Below are 13,434 nucleotides of genomic sequence, written 5' to 3'. Positions count from 1 at the left end.
CGGTCAGCTTGCTTTTGGGTGCGGATGCCGCGTGCAACCGCTGTGCCCGACGCACGCGGCGCGGCACGTGCCTTGCGCGGCAACCTCGCATCGGCTCATCCCGAACCAAGGAGAAACGGCATGGCGACAGTGGCGGATTTCATCGTCGAGCGGCTGTACGACTGGGGCGTGCGCCGCATCTACGGCTACCCGGGCGACGGCATCAACGGCTTTTTCGGCGCGCTGAACCGCGCCGACGGCAAGATCGAATTCATCCAGGCGCGCCATGAGGAGATGGCGGCCTTCATGGCGTCCGCGCATGCAAAATTTACAGGCGAGCTGGGCGTATGCGTCGCGACGTCGGGGCCCGGCGCCGCGCACCTCGTGACGGGCCTGTACGATGCGCGGCTCGACCACATGCCGGTGCTCGCGATCGTCGGCCAGCAGGCGCGCGCGGCGCTTGGCGGCCACTATCAGCAGGAGGTGGATCTTCCGGCGCTTTTCAAAGACGTTGCAGGCGCATTCGTTCAGCTTGCAACGGTGCCGGGCCAGGTGCGCCATCTGGTGGACCGCGCGGTGCGCACGGCGCTCGGTGCGCGCACGGTCACCGCGCTCGTGCTGCCGAACGACCTGCAGGAGCTCGATTACGCGCCGCCGAAGCGCGCGCACGGCACCGTGCATTCGGGCGTCGGCTATACGGCGCCGAAAGTCGTGCCGTATGCGGACGACCTGCGGCGCGCGGCCGACGTGCTCAACGCGGGGTCGAAAGTCGCGATGCTGGTGGGTGCCGGCGCGCTGAAGGCGACCGACGAGGTGATCGCGGTAGCCGACCGGCTCGGCGCGGGCGCCGCGAAAGCGCTGCTCGGCAAGGCCGCGCTGCCGGACGACCTGCCGTGGGTCACCGGCTCGATCGGGCTGCTCGGCACCCAGCCGAGCTACGAACTGATGACCGAATGCGACACGCTGCTGGTCGTCGGCTCCGGCTTTCCGTATTCGGAATTCCTGCCGAAGGAAGGCCAGGCGCGCGGCGTGCAGATCGACCTGAAGGCCGACATGCTGAGCCTGCGCTACCCGATGGAGGTCAACCTCGTCGGTGACAGCGCCGAGACGCTGCGCGCGCTGCTGCCGCTGCTGAACGAGCGGCGCGATACCGCGTGGCGCGACCGGATCGCGAAATGGAACCATGACTGGCACGACACGCTCGCGGCGCGCGCGGCCGCGAAGGCCAGCGCCGGGCGCGGCGTGAATCCGCAGCGCGCGTTTACCGAGCTGTCGCCGCGCCTGCCCGACGACGTGATCCTGACGAGCGATTCGGGCTCCTGCGCGAACTGGTATGCGCGCGACCTGATGATGCGGCGCGGGATGATGGGTTCGTTGTCCGGCGGCCTCGCGTCGATGGGCGCCGCGGTGCCCTACGCGATCGCCGCGAAATTCGCGTACCCGGTGCGCCCGGTGATCGCGATGGTCGGCGACGGCGCGATGCAGATGAACAACATGGCCGAGCTGATCACCGTCGCGAAATACTGGCGCCAGTGGCCCGACCCGCGCTGGATCTGCATGGTGCTGAACAACGAGGACCTGAATCAGGTCACGTGGGAGCAGCGTGTGATGGAGGGCGACCCGAAGTTCGACGCGTCGCAGCAGATCCCGAACGTGCCGTACTACCGCTTCGCGACGCTGCTCGGCCTCAAGGGCATCTACGTCGACGATCCGGAACAGCTCGGCGCCGCGTGGGAGGAGGCGCTCGCGTCCGATCGGCCGGTCGTGCTCGAAGTGAAGAGCGACCCCGAGGTGCCGCCGCTGCCGCCGCACGTGACGCTGCAGCAGGCGAAGCATTTCGCCGAAACGCTGGTGAAAGGCGACCCGCGCGAGGGCAACGTGATCGTCGAGACCGCGCGGCAGGTGTTGTCGGCCGTGCTGCCGGGCAACGGCGAACATGGCGGCAAGAGCGGCAAGGGAGGGAAAGGCGAATCGTAAGGCACGCGTGCGGGACGGCGCGACACCCTAACCGATGTCCACGTCGTCCCGCCCGTTGCCCTGCAGCGCGAGCGCCGCATTGACGAGCGCGACCTGCGCGAGCGTAAACGGAAAATTCCCGCACAGGCGTCGCGCCGTCACGTCGTATTCCTCGGACAGCAGCCCGACGTCGTTGCGCAGGCCGAGCAGCCGCTCGAACAGCGCATGCGCGTCGTCGTCACGCCCCTGCATCCGGTACACCTGCACGAGCCAGAAGCCGGCCGGGAGAAACGCGCCTTCGTCGCCCTCGCAGCCGTCCGCGAAACGCGGCGGCCGATAGCGAAACGGCATGCCGTCGTCCATCAGTTCGCGCTCGATCGCGGCGACCGTCGCGACCACGCGCGGGTCGGACGCATCGAGCATCCCCGTCAACGGAATCAGCAACAGGCTGACGTCGATGCCGTCGCCGTCGAAGCGGTCGACGAAGCGGCCCAACTGCGCGTGATAGCCGTGCTCGAGCACCTCCGCACGCACCGCATCGGCCCAGCGCCGCCATACGTCGAGCGGCGCGTGGTGGCCGAAGGCGCGCGCGGAACGGTACGCGCTTTCGACCGCGGCCCATACCATCACCTTCGACGACGTGAACGGGTGCCGGCCGCTGCGCACCTCCCAGATGCCTTCGTCCGGGTCGCGCCAGATCGTCGCGAGATGTTCGAGCAGCCTCCGCTCGAGCGTCCACGCGTCGTCGTCGGGCGGCAGCCCGTGCCGGCGCGCCTGGTACAGCGCCCCGAGCACCTCGCCGTACACGTCGAGCTGCAACTGGTCGGCCGCCGCGTTGCCGAAGCGCACCGGCTGCGCGCCTCCGTAGCCGGCCAGATGCACGGCCTCCCACTCGGCCGCGCGCCGGCCGCCGTCGGCCGCATACAGCACCTGCAGTTGCGACGGATGATCGGCGATCGCGCGCACGAGCCAGTCGCGCCAGCGCGCGGCTTCGTCGCGATAGCCGCAGCGCACCAGCGCACGCAGCGTGAAGCTCGCATCGCGCAGCCAGCAGAACCGGTAGTCCCAGTTGCGCTTGCCGCCGAAGCGCTCGGGCAGCGAACTGGTCGGCGCCGCGACGATGCCGCCCGTGCGCACGCTCGACAGCAGTTTCACCGTGATCAGCGCGCGTTCGATCGCGTCGCGATGCGGGCCCTTCGCGGCATTGCAATCCGACCAGCCGCGCCAGAATGCCTGCGTGTCGTGCAACGACGCGTAGGGATCGGGCACGGCCGGCGCCGGGTCGAACGAGCGCGCGTAACTGATGCAGAACGCCACCCGCTCGCCCGCCGCGATCCGTCGCGTGCCGACCAGCCGGTCGCTCTGCACGTCGAGCCGCGCATCCGTGTCGAGCCACATCGCATCGCCGCCCGTCATCATCCGCCAGCGCCGGCCCAAACGCCGGCACCACGGCAACGCGTTGCCGTAGTCGAAGCGCACGCCGAGATCGATATCGACGTCGACCGTCCCGCGCTCGCCGCGCACGCTGCGGATCAGACACGGATCGCGCGCGTTCCAGCTCATCCAGTCGGTGATCGAGATACCGCCCGACGACGTTTCGAACGTCGTTTCGAGGATCGCGGTGCGCGGCAGATAGCGGCGTGTCGTGCGGGCATCATGCTCGCGCGGCGCAATCCGGAACCGGCCGTTGTCCGGCGTACCGACGAGCGCGGCGAAACACGGCGGCGAATCGAAGTCCGGCCAGCACAGCCAGTCGATGCTGCCGTCGCGCGCGACGAGCGCGGCGCTGCGACCGTCGCCGACGAGTGCGTAATCCTCGATCCGCATCGCGCTCATCGGCGCCATTTACGTGCGGCGGCACACGCTGCGGCGAGCACCGCGACGGCCGCGCCGAATGCAAGCGCGCGCGACGCACCGAGCCCGGCCTCGACGCCCGTGCGGCTCGCTTCGTCGGTGAATGCGCCACGTGTCGCGTGGTGGCCCGGCACCGGCGCCCAGAGGTTCGATGCGCGCGGGCCGGCCGGCGCCGCGCGCTGCTGGCCGCGCACGGCCGTGCGCGCGAGATAGCGGTCGAAGCAGCCGGGTGCGATGCCGTTCGCGACGATCGCCGCGAGCGACGACCAGCCGACCCAGCGCTCGCGGCACGGATGCCGCGCGGCGTGCACGATCGCATCGGCCGCCACCTCCGGCGCATAGACCGGCGCGACCGGACGCGGTGCGTGCGGCAGCACGGATTTGGCCCAGTCGAACTGCGGCGTGTCGATCGCGGGCAGTTGCACCATCGTTACGCGCACGCGGCTGCGTGCATGCAGCAGCTCGCAGCGCAGCGCGTCGGTGAAACCGCGGATCGCGTGTTTCGCGCCGCAGTACGGCGCCTGCAGCGGAATCGACCGGTACGCGAGCGCCGAGCCGACCTGCACGATCGTGCCGCGGTTGCGTGGGGCCATCCGCGCCAGCGCGGCCCGCGTGCCGTACACGCAGCCGAGGTAGGTGACGGCCGTCACGCGCGCATAGTCTTCCGGCGAAATGGCGTCGAACGGCGCGAACACGGTGACCATCGCGTTGTTGACCCACACGTCGAGCGGCCCGAGCTCGTGTTCGATCCGCTCGGCCGCCGCGTCGAGCGCGGCCGCATCGCTGACGTCGACGGCGATCGGCAGCGCCTGGACGCCATACGCGCGGACCTCGCTCGCGGTGTCGTCCAGCGCGCGCGGATCGCGAGCGAGCAGTGCGACGTTCGCGCCGAGCCGCGCAAACGCGTGGGCGGTCGCACGACCGACGCCGGCGCTCGCGCCCGTGATCGCAACGGTCTTCACGGTCGGTTCCTCCCGTTTTTCGATGCGGGCCGGCGCGCGATAACGGGCCGGAACGGGATGGGCGCAGCAAACGGCATGCCGCCGTCCATGCGAGCCGTATCGCCCCGGCATGTGCCATAAACGGCCGCCCAATTTACAAGCCGGCTGTAACGCACGGGCCGTGGCGCGCACGATTCCGCACCTCCAAGGCTGCCTATGAGCGCGCCCCGTGCGCACGAAATTTGCTCTGCCGCGAACGGCTGTCGTCATGCCGCCGAATGCGGCAAGGAGTCGTGTTGCTCGTTCCGCCGTCCACGAAAACGGGTCGTATGGCACGCATCGCACCGTTCGCGTGGGCGGTCGCGCCGATCGTCGCGCGTGCGGCCGCCGAGCCCGTGGCGCCCGGCAACCCTGCCGCGCCGCTGCCGCTCGCGTACGTCGTGCACGCGGCCGGCCCCGCCGCGCAGCCGGTCTTCGTGCTCGGCTGGGCGCTGCTCGCGCTGTGCACGTTCGTCTGCGTCGCGATCGCCGTGCTGCTGCTGATCGCGCTGTTTCGCCGTCGCGCGCAGGCGGGCGGCGGCTACGGCAGCGGGCTGACGATCGTGACCGTCGGCACCGCGATCTCGATCCTGCTGCTGTTCGGCGCGCTCGTGTACATGCTGCGCGTGATGGGTGCGGTCGCGGCGCCGCCGCGTCCGCCCGCGCTGACGATCACCGTCACCGCGCAGGACTGGTGGTGGGCCGTGCGTTATCCGGACGACGCGAACGGCCCGGGCTTCGTCACGGCGAACGAGATTCATATTCCGGTGGGCGAGCCCGTCGCGATCGAACTGAAGAGCGCCGATGTGATCCACGCGTTCTGGGTACCGCAACTCGCCGGCAAGACCCAGACGATTCCCGGCCAGACCAACCGCCAATGGCTGCAGGCCGACCGGCCTGGCGTCTACCGCGGGCAATGCTCGCAATACTGCGGCGCGCAGCACGCGCACATGGCGTTCGAAGTCGTGGCCGAGCCGCCGGCCGCGTTTCATGCGTGGCTCGCCGCGCAGCGGCAGCCGGCCCAGGCGCGCGCCGCGGGCGCCGGCACCGAACGCCGCGGCCAGCGCGTATTCGCCGCACGCTGCGCCGGCTGCCACGCGGTGCGCGGCACCGATGCCGCAGGCGACGCGGGCCCCGATCTCACGCACGTCGGCACGCGCCGGCTGCTCGCGGCCGGCACGCTCGACAACACCCCCGACAACCTGCGCCGCTGGATCGCGCATGCGCAGCAGGTCAAGCCGCAGTCGCTGATGCCGTCGATCGCGCTCGCGCCGCGCGATGCCGACGATCTCGCCGCGTATCTCGCGACGCTGCACTGAACCGAGGACGCCGATGGCCATTGCCCGCGACACGCCCGCCCCGCTCAGCCGCGTACCCGATCTCGGCGAAGCGCCGCCCGGCTCCATGCACGAGCGCGTGCTGGCCGAGCTGTGGGAATCGGAACCCGGCTGGCGCGGCTGGCTCGGCACCGTCGATCACAAGCGCATCGGGCTGCGCTACATCGTCACCGCGTTCGTGTTCCTGCTGCTCGGCGGCGTCGAGGCGCTCGTGATGCGCATCCAGCTCGCGCGGCCGAACGCGACCGTGCTCACGCCCGCGCAATACGACTCGCTGTTCACGATGCACGGCGTCACGATGATCTTCCTGTACGCGCTGCCGGTGCTGTCCGGCTTCGCAAACTACCTGTGGCCGCTGATGCTCGGCTCGCGCGACATGGCGTTCCCGCGGCTGAACGCGTTCTCGTACTGGTCGTTCCTGTTCGCCGGGCTGTTCCTGTACGCGAGCTTTCCGCTCGGCGCGGTGCCGGACGGCGGCTGGTTCAACTACGTGCCGCTCACGTCGCTCGACTACAGCGCCGGCGCGAACATCGACATCTACGCGCTCGGGATGATCCTGCTCGGCATCTCGACGACCGGCGGCGCCGCGAACTTCGTCGTCACGCTGCTGAGGATGCGCGCGCACGGCATGTCGATCGACCGGCTGCCGATCATCGTGTGGGGCACGCTAACCGCGTCGGTCGCGAACCTGGTCGCGGTGCCGTCGGTGAGCCTCGCGTTCCTGCTGCTGTGGCTCGACCGCAATGCCGGCACGCACTTCTTCGACGTCGCGCACGGCGGCCGGCCGCTGCTGTGGCAGCACCTGTTCTGGATGTTCGCGCACCCGTGGGTCTACGTGGTCGTGCTGCCGGCAATGGGGATCGTGTCGGATGCGCTGCCGACCTTCTGCCGGCGGCCGCTCGTCGCGTACGAGGCCGTCGCGGTGTCGACCGTGGCGACGATGCTGATCGGCTTCGAGGTGTGGGTCCACCACATGTTCGCGACGGGCATCGCGCCGCTCGCGCTCGCGTTCTTCGGCGCCGCGAGCATGCTGATCTCGATCCCGAGCGCGGTCGCTGTGTTCGCATGGATCGCGACGATCTGGACCGGCCGTCCGGTGTTCCGCACGCCGTTCCTGTATTTCGCGGGCTTCGTGCTGATGTTCGTGGTCGGCGGCGTGTCGGGCGTGATGACCGCGGCCGTGCCGCTCGACTGGCAGCTCACCGATACGTACTTCGTCGTCGCGCACCTGCATTACGTGCTGCTCGGCATCAACGTGTTCCCGGTGCTCGGCGGCGTCGCGTACTGGTTCCCGAAATTCACCGGGCGGATGATGAACGAGCGCTTCGGCAAGCTGACCTTCTGGGTCGTGCTGGTCGGCTTCAATCTCGGCTTCTTTCCGATGCACATTTCCGGGCTGCTCGGGATGCCGCGCCGGATCTACACCTATCCATCGGGGATGGGCTGGGACACGTCGAACCTGCTGACGACGATCGGCTCATTCGTGTTCGGGATCGGCATCGTGATGTTCGTCGTCAACGCGCTGGTGAGCGCGCGGCGCGGCGTGCGTGCCGGCGACAACCCGTGGGGCGCGGCCGGCCTCGAATGGTCGGTCGCGTCGCCGACGCCCGTGTACAACTTCGCGGTGCTGCCGCTCGTCGCGTCGCGGCATCCGCTGTGGGAAACGCGCGACGATCCGACCCGCACCAGCCTGCGGGTCGGCTACCGGCTCGCTGACGGGCGCGAGGCGCTCGCGGTCACGCCGCTCACCGCCGCGCCGAGCGCGATCCTGAAGATGCCCGAAGACAGTTGCGTGCCATTCGTGCTCGCGCTGCTCGCGACCGCCGTGTTCGCGGCGATGCTCGCGCGCTCGCCGACGCTCGTCTGCGTGGCCGTCGCCGGTTGCACGATCGCCACCGCCGCGTGGCTGTGGCCGCGCCGCGAACTCGGACAACGCGCGCGCCTGCCGGCCCGCGCCGACACGCAGGCGCCCGCCGCGGCCGCCGGGCTTCATCCGGACGAACCGCCGTCGGCGACGGTGCCGCCGGGGGCGCCGGCCGCGTGCATCGAACCGCTGCCGGTCGGCAGTTGCGGCGAACGCGCGGGCGGCTGGTGGGGCGTGCTCACGCTGATCGTGACCGAGGCCGGACTGTTCGGCTATTTGCTGTTCTGCTACTTCTACCTGCAGTCGCAGTGGTCCGCGCCGTGGCCGCCCGAAGGCATGCCGAAGATCGGGCTCGCGGCCGCCAACACGGCCGTGCTGCTGTCGAGCAGCGTGTTCGTGTGGCTCGCGGAGCGCGCGGTGCGAGCCGACAGGCAGGCACGCGCGGTCGCGATGCTCGTCGTCGCGCTGGTGCTCGGCACCGCGTTCGCGCTGGTTCAACTGCATGAATGGCGCGACCATCCGTACGGCCCGACCGCGCATCTGTACGGCAGCCTCTACTTCACGATCACCGGGTTCCACCTCGCGCACGTCGTGGCCGGTCTCGCGATCCTCGCGCTGCTCGCCGGGTGGACCGCCGCCGGTTTCTTCGGCCGCGAACGGCGCGTCGCGCTGACGGTCGGCGGGCTCTACTGGCACTTCGTCGACATCGTGTGGCTGTTCATCTTCACCGCGCTGTACGTATCGCCCTTCTGGCTGAGGAGCACGGGATGAACGACGCCCGACGCGCGTGGACCCCGCTGCTCGCGATCGCGGCCGGCCTCGTCGGCGCGCCCGCGCTGTGGTTCGCGCAGATGCTGGTGTCGGAAACGCTCGCGTCCACCGCGTGCTATCCGCTCGGCGTCGCGCAGGCCGTGCCGCGCTGGGCGCACGTCGGCGTGTGGCTCGCGCTGATCGCCGCGGGCGCGTTCGCGCTGGCCACCGCCTGCGCGACGTGGCTCGCGCGCGCGTGGCGGCACCGGCACGATGCCCACGCACCCGCCGCGACGCGCGACGACAGTACGCGCTTTCTCGCGCGTTGCGGGATGCTCGCCGCGCTCGGCTTCGTGATCGGTCTGGTGTTCACGGGGATCGTCACCGCTTTCGTGGGGCCTTGCAGTCCATGGCGCTGATCTCGTTCGCTTCGTTTCCGTTCCGCGTTCCGGGCCGCCGCGCGGGCGTCGCGTTCGCCGTGTGCGTCGCGCTCTGCGGATGCGACATGCGGCAGGACGACAACCCGGCCGCACCCGGCAATGCGGCCGACGCCGCGTCGGCGGCGGAAGCGCCCGAGCCCGCGTCGGGCTGGCGGTTCGTGCGGATTGGAGCATCGGCGGCCGATGCCGGTGCGTCGATGTCCGCGCGCGTGAAGGACGACCGGCGGCTGTCACGCGACCGGGACGCGTCGGTGGCGGATTCGACATCGTCCGCGGCGTCCACCCCGCCGCCCGATGCGGCTTCCGCTTCGACCGCCCGCCGCCCGGTGATCGCCGCGGCTGCCGCGAGCGCCGACGCCGCGACGCTCGCGCGCGGCCGCTATCTCGCGCTCGCCGGCGATTGCGCCGCGTGCCACGACGCGGCCGACCATACGCCGTACGCGGGCGGCCAGCCGGTGAATTCGCCGTTCGGGCCGATCTATGCGCCGAACATCACGCCGGACCCGACGCACGGCATCGGCAACTACACGCTACGGCAATTCGACGATGCCATGCGGCGCGGCGTGCGCGCGGACGGCAGCCGGCTGTATCCGGCCATGCCGTATCCGTCGTTCGCGCATCTGACCGATGACGACGTGCGCGCGCTGTATGCGTATTTCATGCGCGGCGTCGCGCCGTCCGCGAATGCGGCCAAACTCACGCAACTGCCGTTTCCGTTCAACCAGCGCTGGGCACTCGCGCTGTGGAGCCTCGTGTTCGCGAACCGCGACCGGTTCACGCCGCAGCCGTCGCAATCGGCGCAATGGAATCGCGGCGCGTATCTTGTGCAGGGGCTCGGCCATTGCGGCGCCTGCCATACGCCGCGCGGGCCGGCCTACAACGAACGCGGCTACGACGAGCGCAGCCCCGCGTTCCTGACCGGCGGCATCAACGACCACTGGTTCGCACCGAACCTGACCGGCGCGGCCCCGGATGGCCTCGGCCACTGGTCGGCCGACGACATCGCCGCGTTCCTGCGCAGCGGCCATGCGGCGCGTGGCGCGGTGTTCGGCGCGATGGCGCCGGTCGTCGGCGAAAGCACCGCGTTGCTGACCGATGCCGATCGCCACGCGATCGCCGTATACCTGAAGTCGTTGCCCGCGCAACCGACTGCCGCGACGAATCCGCTGGGTGTGGGCGTACCGCGGCTCACCGTGGCCGGCCCGCGGCCGGAAGGCGGCCAGCAGGCGCCGGGGGCCGGCGTGTATGCGGGGTTCTGTGCGCGCTGCCACGGTGCGGACGGCACGGGCGTGCGCGATCACGGGCCGGCGCTCGCGGGCAGTTCGATCGTCGTGGCGGCCGATCCGACCAGCACGATCCGGATCGTGGTCGAAGGCGCGCGGCCCACGCCGGGCAAGCCCGGGCCGGTGCAACGGATGCCGGCGATGCGCGGCGCGTTGACGAGCGGCGAGATCGCGGCGGTGGTCAGCTACGTGCGCGGTGCGTGGGGGAATCGGGCGGCGCCGGTGTCGGAGCAGGATGTGAGGCGGTTGCGGGGAGCGATCAAGCGGTAGCGGCGTGCTGCGCGCGGGGCTTCCCCTGCGATGCCGGCCGGATCAATGCGGACGGGCCCGGCGCGAATGTTTCAGCCTGGCCCTGACGATATCACCCGTGGGCTGCCACACGTGCGGGTGAGCGCGTGCGGGTGCGCGAGCTCGGTTCAGTTGCGGGTGCCGCTGCGGCGGTCTGCGTGGTCGGCGCAACGGTCAGATGCAATCCCAACGCGGCGACGACCTTCATGATCGTTGCAAATTCCGCGTTCCCGCCTTCCGACAGCGCACGGTAGAGCGCTTCACGCTTCACACCGGACTCGCGCGCCAGCGCCGTCATGCCGCGCGCCTTCGCGACATTGCCGAGCGCGGCCTGGATCAGTCGAGGCTCCCCATCTTCGAACGCCTGCGCCAGGTAGTGGCGAATCGCTTCGTCATCCTTCAGGTACTTCGAGCCATCGAATTCGGCCAGTTCGCTGATTTTCATCTTCAATCCTCCAGTTCGGCGGCGATCAGGTTCCGATACTACCGCTACCGGCTCGCAACGGCCTGCGCTTCCGGCGCCTGCCAGCCACCACCGAGGGCTTTGAACGCCGCGACCGCCGCGCGCGCCGATTCGGTTCGCGCCTGCACGCGTTCATCGGACGCGCGCAGCAGGCTTTCATCCGCCTGCAACACTTCGATCAGGCTGACGACCCCTTTCTGATAAGCCGCGAACGACGCGGCCCGCGCGCGGCCGAGCGACTTCACGCCGTCACCGAGAATCGCCGCCTGCTCGTCACGCTTGACGAGCGCGGAGAACGCATTCTCGACGTCCTCGGTGGCATGCAGCGCCGCGAGCCGATACGCGGCCAGCATTTCGGCATCCTGCCCTTTGGCCTGCGCGATCTGCGCATTGATCCGGCCGAAATCGAACAGACGCCAGCGCAAGCCGAGCACGCCCGCAGCCTGGTTCGCGCCGCCGGCAAACAGGTTGCCCGCGCCCATCGTCGTCGCGCTGCCGATCAATCCGCCCAGCGAGAACTTCGGGTAATACTCGGCGATCGCCACGCCGATGCGCGCATTCGACGCCGCCACGCGCCGCTCGGCGGCGATCAGGTCGGGCCGGCGCCGCAGCAGTTCGCCGGGCGTGCCCGTCGCCGCGATCCGCGGCGCGACCGGAATCTCGCCGCCGGCGAGCAATTCCGCGCGATGCGTGCCGGGCTGCGCGCCGAGCATCACGTCGAGCGCATTCATCGCCGCGTCCAGCGCCGCTTCGAGCACCGGCACCGTGGCACGAACCTGCGCGAGCGCGCCTTCGGCCTGCCGCACCTGAAGCTCCGCCGCGAGGCCCTTTCCATAGAGGAGGTTGAGGGTCGACAGCAGATCCTGCTCGGTCTGCACCTGGTGCCGCGCGACCTCGAGCCGGCCCTGCAACCCGCGAATCGTGATGTAGGTATCCGCCGTTTGCGCGGCGACGGCGAGCCGCGTCGCGACCGCCGCCGCTTCGGAGGCCTGATAGTCGGCGAGCGCCGCTTCGCGGCCGCGGCGCAATCCGCCGAATACGTCCAGCTCCCAGCTCGCGTTGAAATCGGCCTCGTAGTCATTGCCATGACGGTCGAAACCGGGCGTCGCATTCAACACCTGCCCCAACGGCGTTTCGACCGACTGGTAGACGCGTGCGGCCTGGCCGCTCACATTGCCGGACGGCAGCAGCGCCGCATTCGCCGCGCCGAGCCCCGCGCGTGCCTGCGCGACACGCGCCGCGGCCTGCGCAAGATCGAGGTTCTGCGCGAGCGCCAGCGTGATGTAGCGCGTCAATTGCGGATCGCCAAAGCCCGTCCACCACGTCGCGAGATCGGCGTCGGCCGCCGCGTGGCGCTGATCCACGGCGCGCTGCCCCTGGAACTGCCGCGGCATCGCCACGTCCGGCCGCGCATAGTCGGGACCGACGGCACACCCCGCCGACAAGATGGCGGCCAGCGCCGCGGCAACGATGGGTTTGGGTAGCATGAGGGCTTTAGCAAGAATCCGGTAGTGACTATAATACCAAATAGTCACTCGTTGTCCATTCCCGTCAGCTGCAGCCCATGAAAAAAATCGACCCTTCCCCGGCGCCCGCGCGCGGCCCGGCCGACCACGACGTCCGCGACCAGATCGTCGCCGCCGCCACCGAGCACTTCAGCCGGTACGGCTATGAAAAGACGACCGTGTCGGACCTCGCGAAGGCGATCGGCTTCTCGAAGGCCTATATCTACAAGTTCTTCGAGTCGAAGCAGGCGATCGGCGAGATGATCTGCGCAAACTGCCTGCGCGAAATCGAGACGGACGTGCGCGCGGCCGTCGCCGCGGCCGAGCTGCCCACCGAAAAGCTGCGGCGGCTCTTCAAGGTCTCTACCGAGGCGAGCCTCCGGCTGTTCTTCCACGACCGCAAGCTGTACGACATCGCGGCGTCGGCCGCCACCGAAAACTGGCAGTCGGTGCAGGCCTACGAGGCACGCGTGCAGACGCTGTTGCAGGACGTCCTCCAGGCAGGCCGGCAAAACGGCGAGTTCGAACGCAAGACGCCGCTGGACGAAACCGCGACGGCGATCTACCTCGTGATGCGGCCGTACCTGAACCCGCTGCTGCTCCAGTACAACCTCGACACGACCGACGCCGCGCCGGCCCAACTGTCCAGCCTCGTTCTGCGCAGCCTCGCGCCGTGATGTGTCACCGTTTGTGACTGTTGACTATATTGGTCACTAGATACACAATGAAAGCCCC

10 protein-coding genes are annotated in these 13,434 nt (G+C 70.0%); 6 read left to right on the top strand and 4 right to left on the bottom strand.

Going from position 1 to position 13,434, the window contains the following annotated elements; all coding sequences use genetic code 11:
* Positions 1–120: 120 nt before the first annotated feature.
* Positions 121–1,956: a thiamine pyrophosphate-requiring protein gene (locus BLS50_RS31220; RefSeq protein ID WP_074807336.1), complete on the top strand. Its 1,836-nt coding sequence runs from the start codon at positions 121–123 to the stop codon at positions 1,954–1,956.
* Between the two features lie 27 nt (positions 1,957–1,983).
* Here the strand turns inward: BLS50_RS31220 and BLS50_RS31215 are convergent, their stop codons facing one another.
* Positions 1,984–3,771 (bottom strand): glycoside hydrolase family 15 protein, encoded by a 1,788-nt coding sequence (locus BLS50_RS31215; RefSeq protein WP_074808673.1) that lies wholly within the window; start codon positions 3,769–3,771, stop codon positions 1,984–1,986.
* Entirely contained in the window at positions 3,768–4,751 is a 984-nt protein-coding gene (locus BLS50_RS31210) for an SDR family oxidoreductase (protein WP_027808593.1), read from the bottom strand. The genes BLS50_RS31215 and BLS50_RS31210 overlap by 4 nt, the downstream gene beginning before the upstream one ends.
* 275 nt (positions 4,752–5,026) lie before the next feature.
* Between BLS50_RS31210 and coxB the strand changes: the two genes are divergently transcribed.
* The 4 genes from coxB to BLS50_RS31190 are packed head-to-tail and all read left to right on the top strand — an operon-like array spanning position 5,027 to position 10,713.
* On the top strand, positions 5,027–6,088 hold the full coding sequence (gene coxB, locus BLS50_RS31205; RefSeq protein WP_074808671.1) for a cytochrome c oxidase subunit II: 1,062 nt from the start codon (positions 5,027–5,029) through the stop codon (positions 6,086–6,088).
* Between the two features lie 13 nt (positions 6,089–6,101).
* Entirely contained in the window at positions 6,102–8,741 is a 2,640-nt protein-coding gene (gene ctaD / locus BLS50_RS31200) for a cytochrome c oxidase subunit I (RefSeq protein ID WP_074807333.1), read from the top strand.
* Complete coding sequence (locus tag BLS50_RS31195; RefSeq protein ID WP_053525789.1) at positions 8,738–9,139, top strand: hypothetical protein; 402 nt, start codon at positions 8,738–8,740, stop codon at positions 9,137–9,139. The genes ctaD and BLS50_RS31195 overlap by 4 nt, the downstream gene beginning before the upstream one ends.
* Positions 9,130–10,713 carry a c-type cytochrome gene (locus BLS50_RS31190; protein WP_074807330.1) on the top strand — a complete coding sequence of 528 codons (1,584 nt, stop codon included), beginning with the start codon at positions 9,130–9,132 and terminating at the stop codon, positions 10,711–10,713. Before BLS50_RS31195 ends, BLS50_RS31190 begins: the two co-directional genes overlap by 10 nt.
* Before the next feature lie 91 nt (positions 10,714–10,804).
* Here BLS50_RS31190 and BLS50_RS31185 read toward each other — a convergent pair whose 3' ends face one another.
* Positions 10,805–11,176 carry an addiction module antidote protein gene (locus BLS50_RS31185; RefSeq protein ID WP_074808669.1) on the bottom strand — a complete coding sequence of 124 codons (372 nt, stop codon included), beginning with the start codon at positions 11,174–11,176 and terminating at the stop codon, positions 10,805–10,807.
* A 44-nt stretch (positions 11,177–11,220) separates the two neighbouring features.
* On the bottom strand, positions 11,221–12,681 hold the full coding sequence (locus tag BLS50_RS31180) for an efflux transporter outer membrane subunit (RefSeq protein ID WP_074807329.1): 1,461 nt from the start codon (positions 12,679–12,681) through the stop codon (positions 11,221–11,223).
* 77 nt (positions 12,682–12,758) lie between these two features.
* On the opposite strand from BLS50_RS31180, the gene BLS50_RS31175 reads away from it, so the two are divergent.
* Positions 12,759–13,376 (top strand): TetR/AcrR family transcriptional regulator, encoded by a 618-nt coding sequence (locus BLS50_RS31175; RefSeq protein ID WP_011545503.1) that lies wholly within the window; start codon positions 12,759–12,761, stop codon positions 13,374–13,376.
* The last annotated feature ends 58 nt before the right edge of the window (positions 13,377–13,434 follow it).

This window comes from Burkholderia orbicola, from assembly GCF_900100915.1.
Classification (GTDB): domain Bacteria; phylum Pseudomonadota; class Gammaproteobacteria; order Burkholderiales; family Burkholderiaceae; genus Burkholderia; species Burkholderia orbicola.
The sequence above is the reverse complement of the archived record's forward strand: the minus strand, read 5'-3'. Positions and strand labels throughout refer to the sequence as shown.

Coding starts and splice junctions, on each gene's coding strand:
- BLS50_RS31175 (WP_011545503.1), top strand. CDS start 12,759: ATGAAAAAAATCGACCCTTCCCCGGCGCCCGCGCGCGGCCCGGCCGAC.
- BLS50_RS31195 (WP_053525789.1), top strand. CDS start 8,738: ATGAACGACGCCCGACGCGCGTGGACCCCGCTGCTCGCGATCGCGGCC.
- BLS50_RS31190 (WP_074807330.1), top strand. CDS start 9,130: ATGGCGCTGATCTCGTTCGCTTCGTTTCCGTTCCGCGTTCCGGGCCGC.
- BLS50_RS31215 (WP_074808673.1), bottom strand. CDS start 3,771: ATGAGCGCGATGCGGATCGAGGATTACGCACTCGTCGGCGACGGTCGC.
- BLS50_RS31180 (WP_074807329.1), bottom strand. CDS start 12,681: ATGCTACCCAAACCCATCGTTGCCGCGGCGCTGGCCGCCATCTTGTCG.
- BLS50_RS31220 (WP_074807336.1), top strand. CDS start 121: ATGGCGACAGTGGCGGATTTCATCGTCGAGCGGCTGTACGACTGGGGC.
- ctaD (WP_074807333.1), top strand. CDS start 6,102: ATGGCCATTGCCCGCGACACGCCCGCCCCGCTCAGCCGCGTACCCGAT.
- BLS50_RS31185 (WP_074808669.1), bottom strand. CDS start 11,176: ATGAAAATCAGCGAACTGGCCGAATTCGATGGCTCGAAGTACCTGAAG.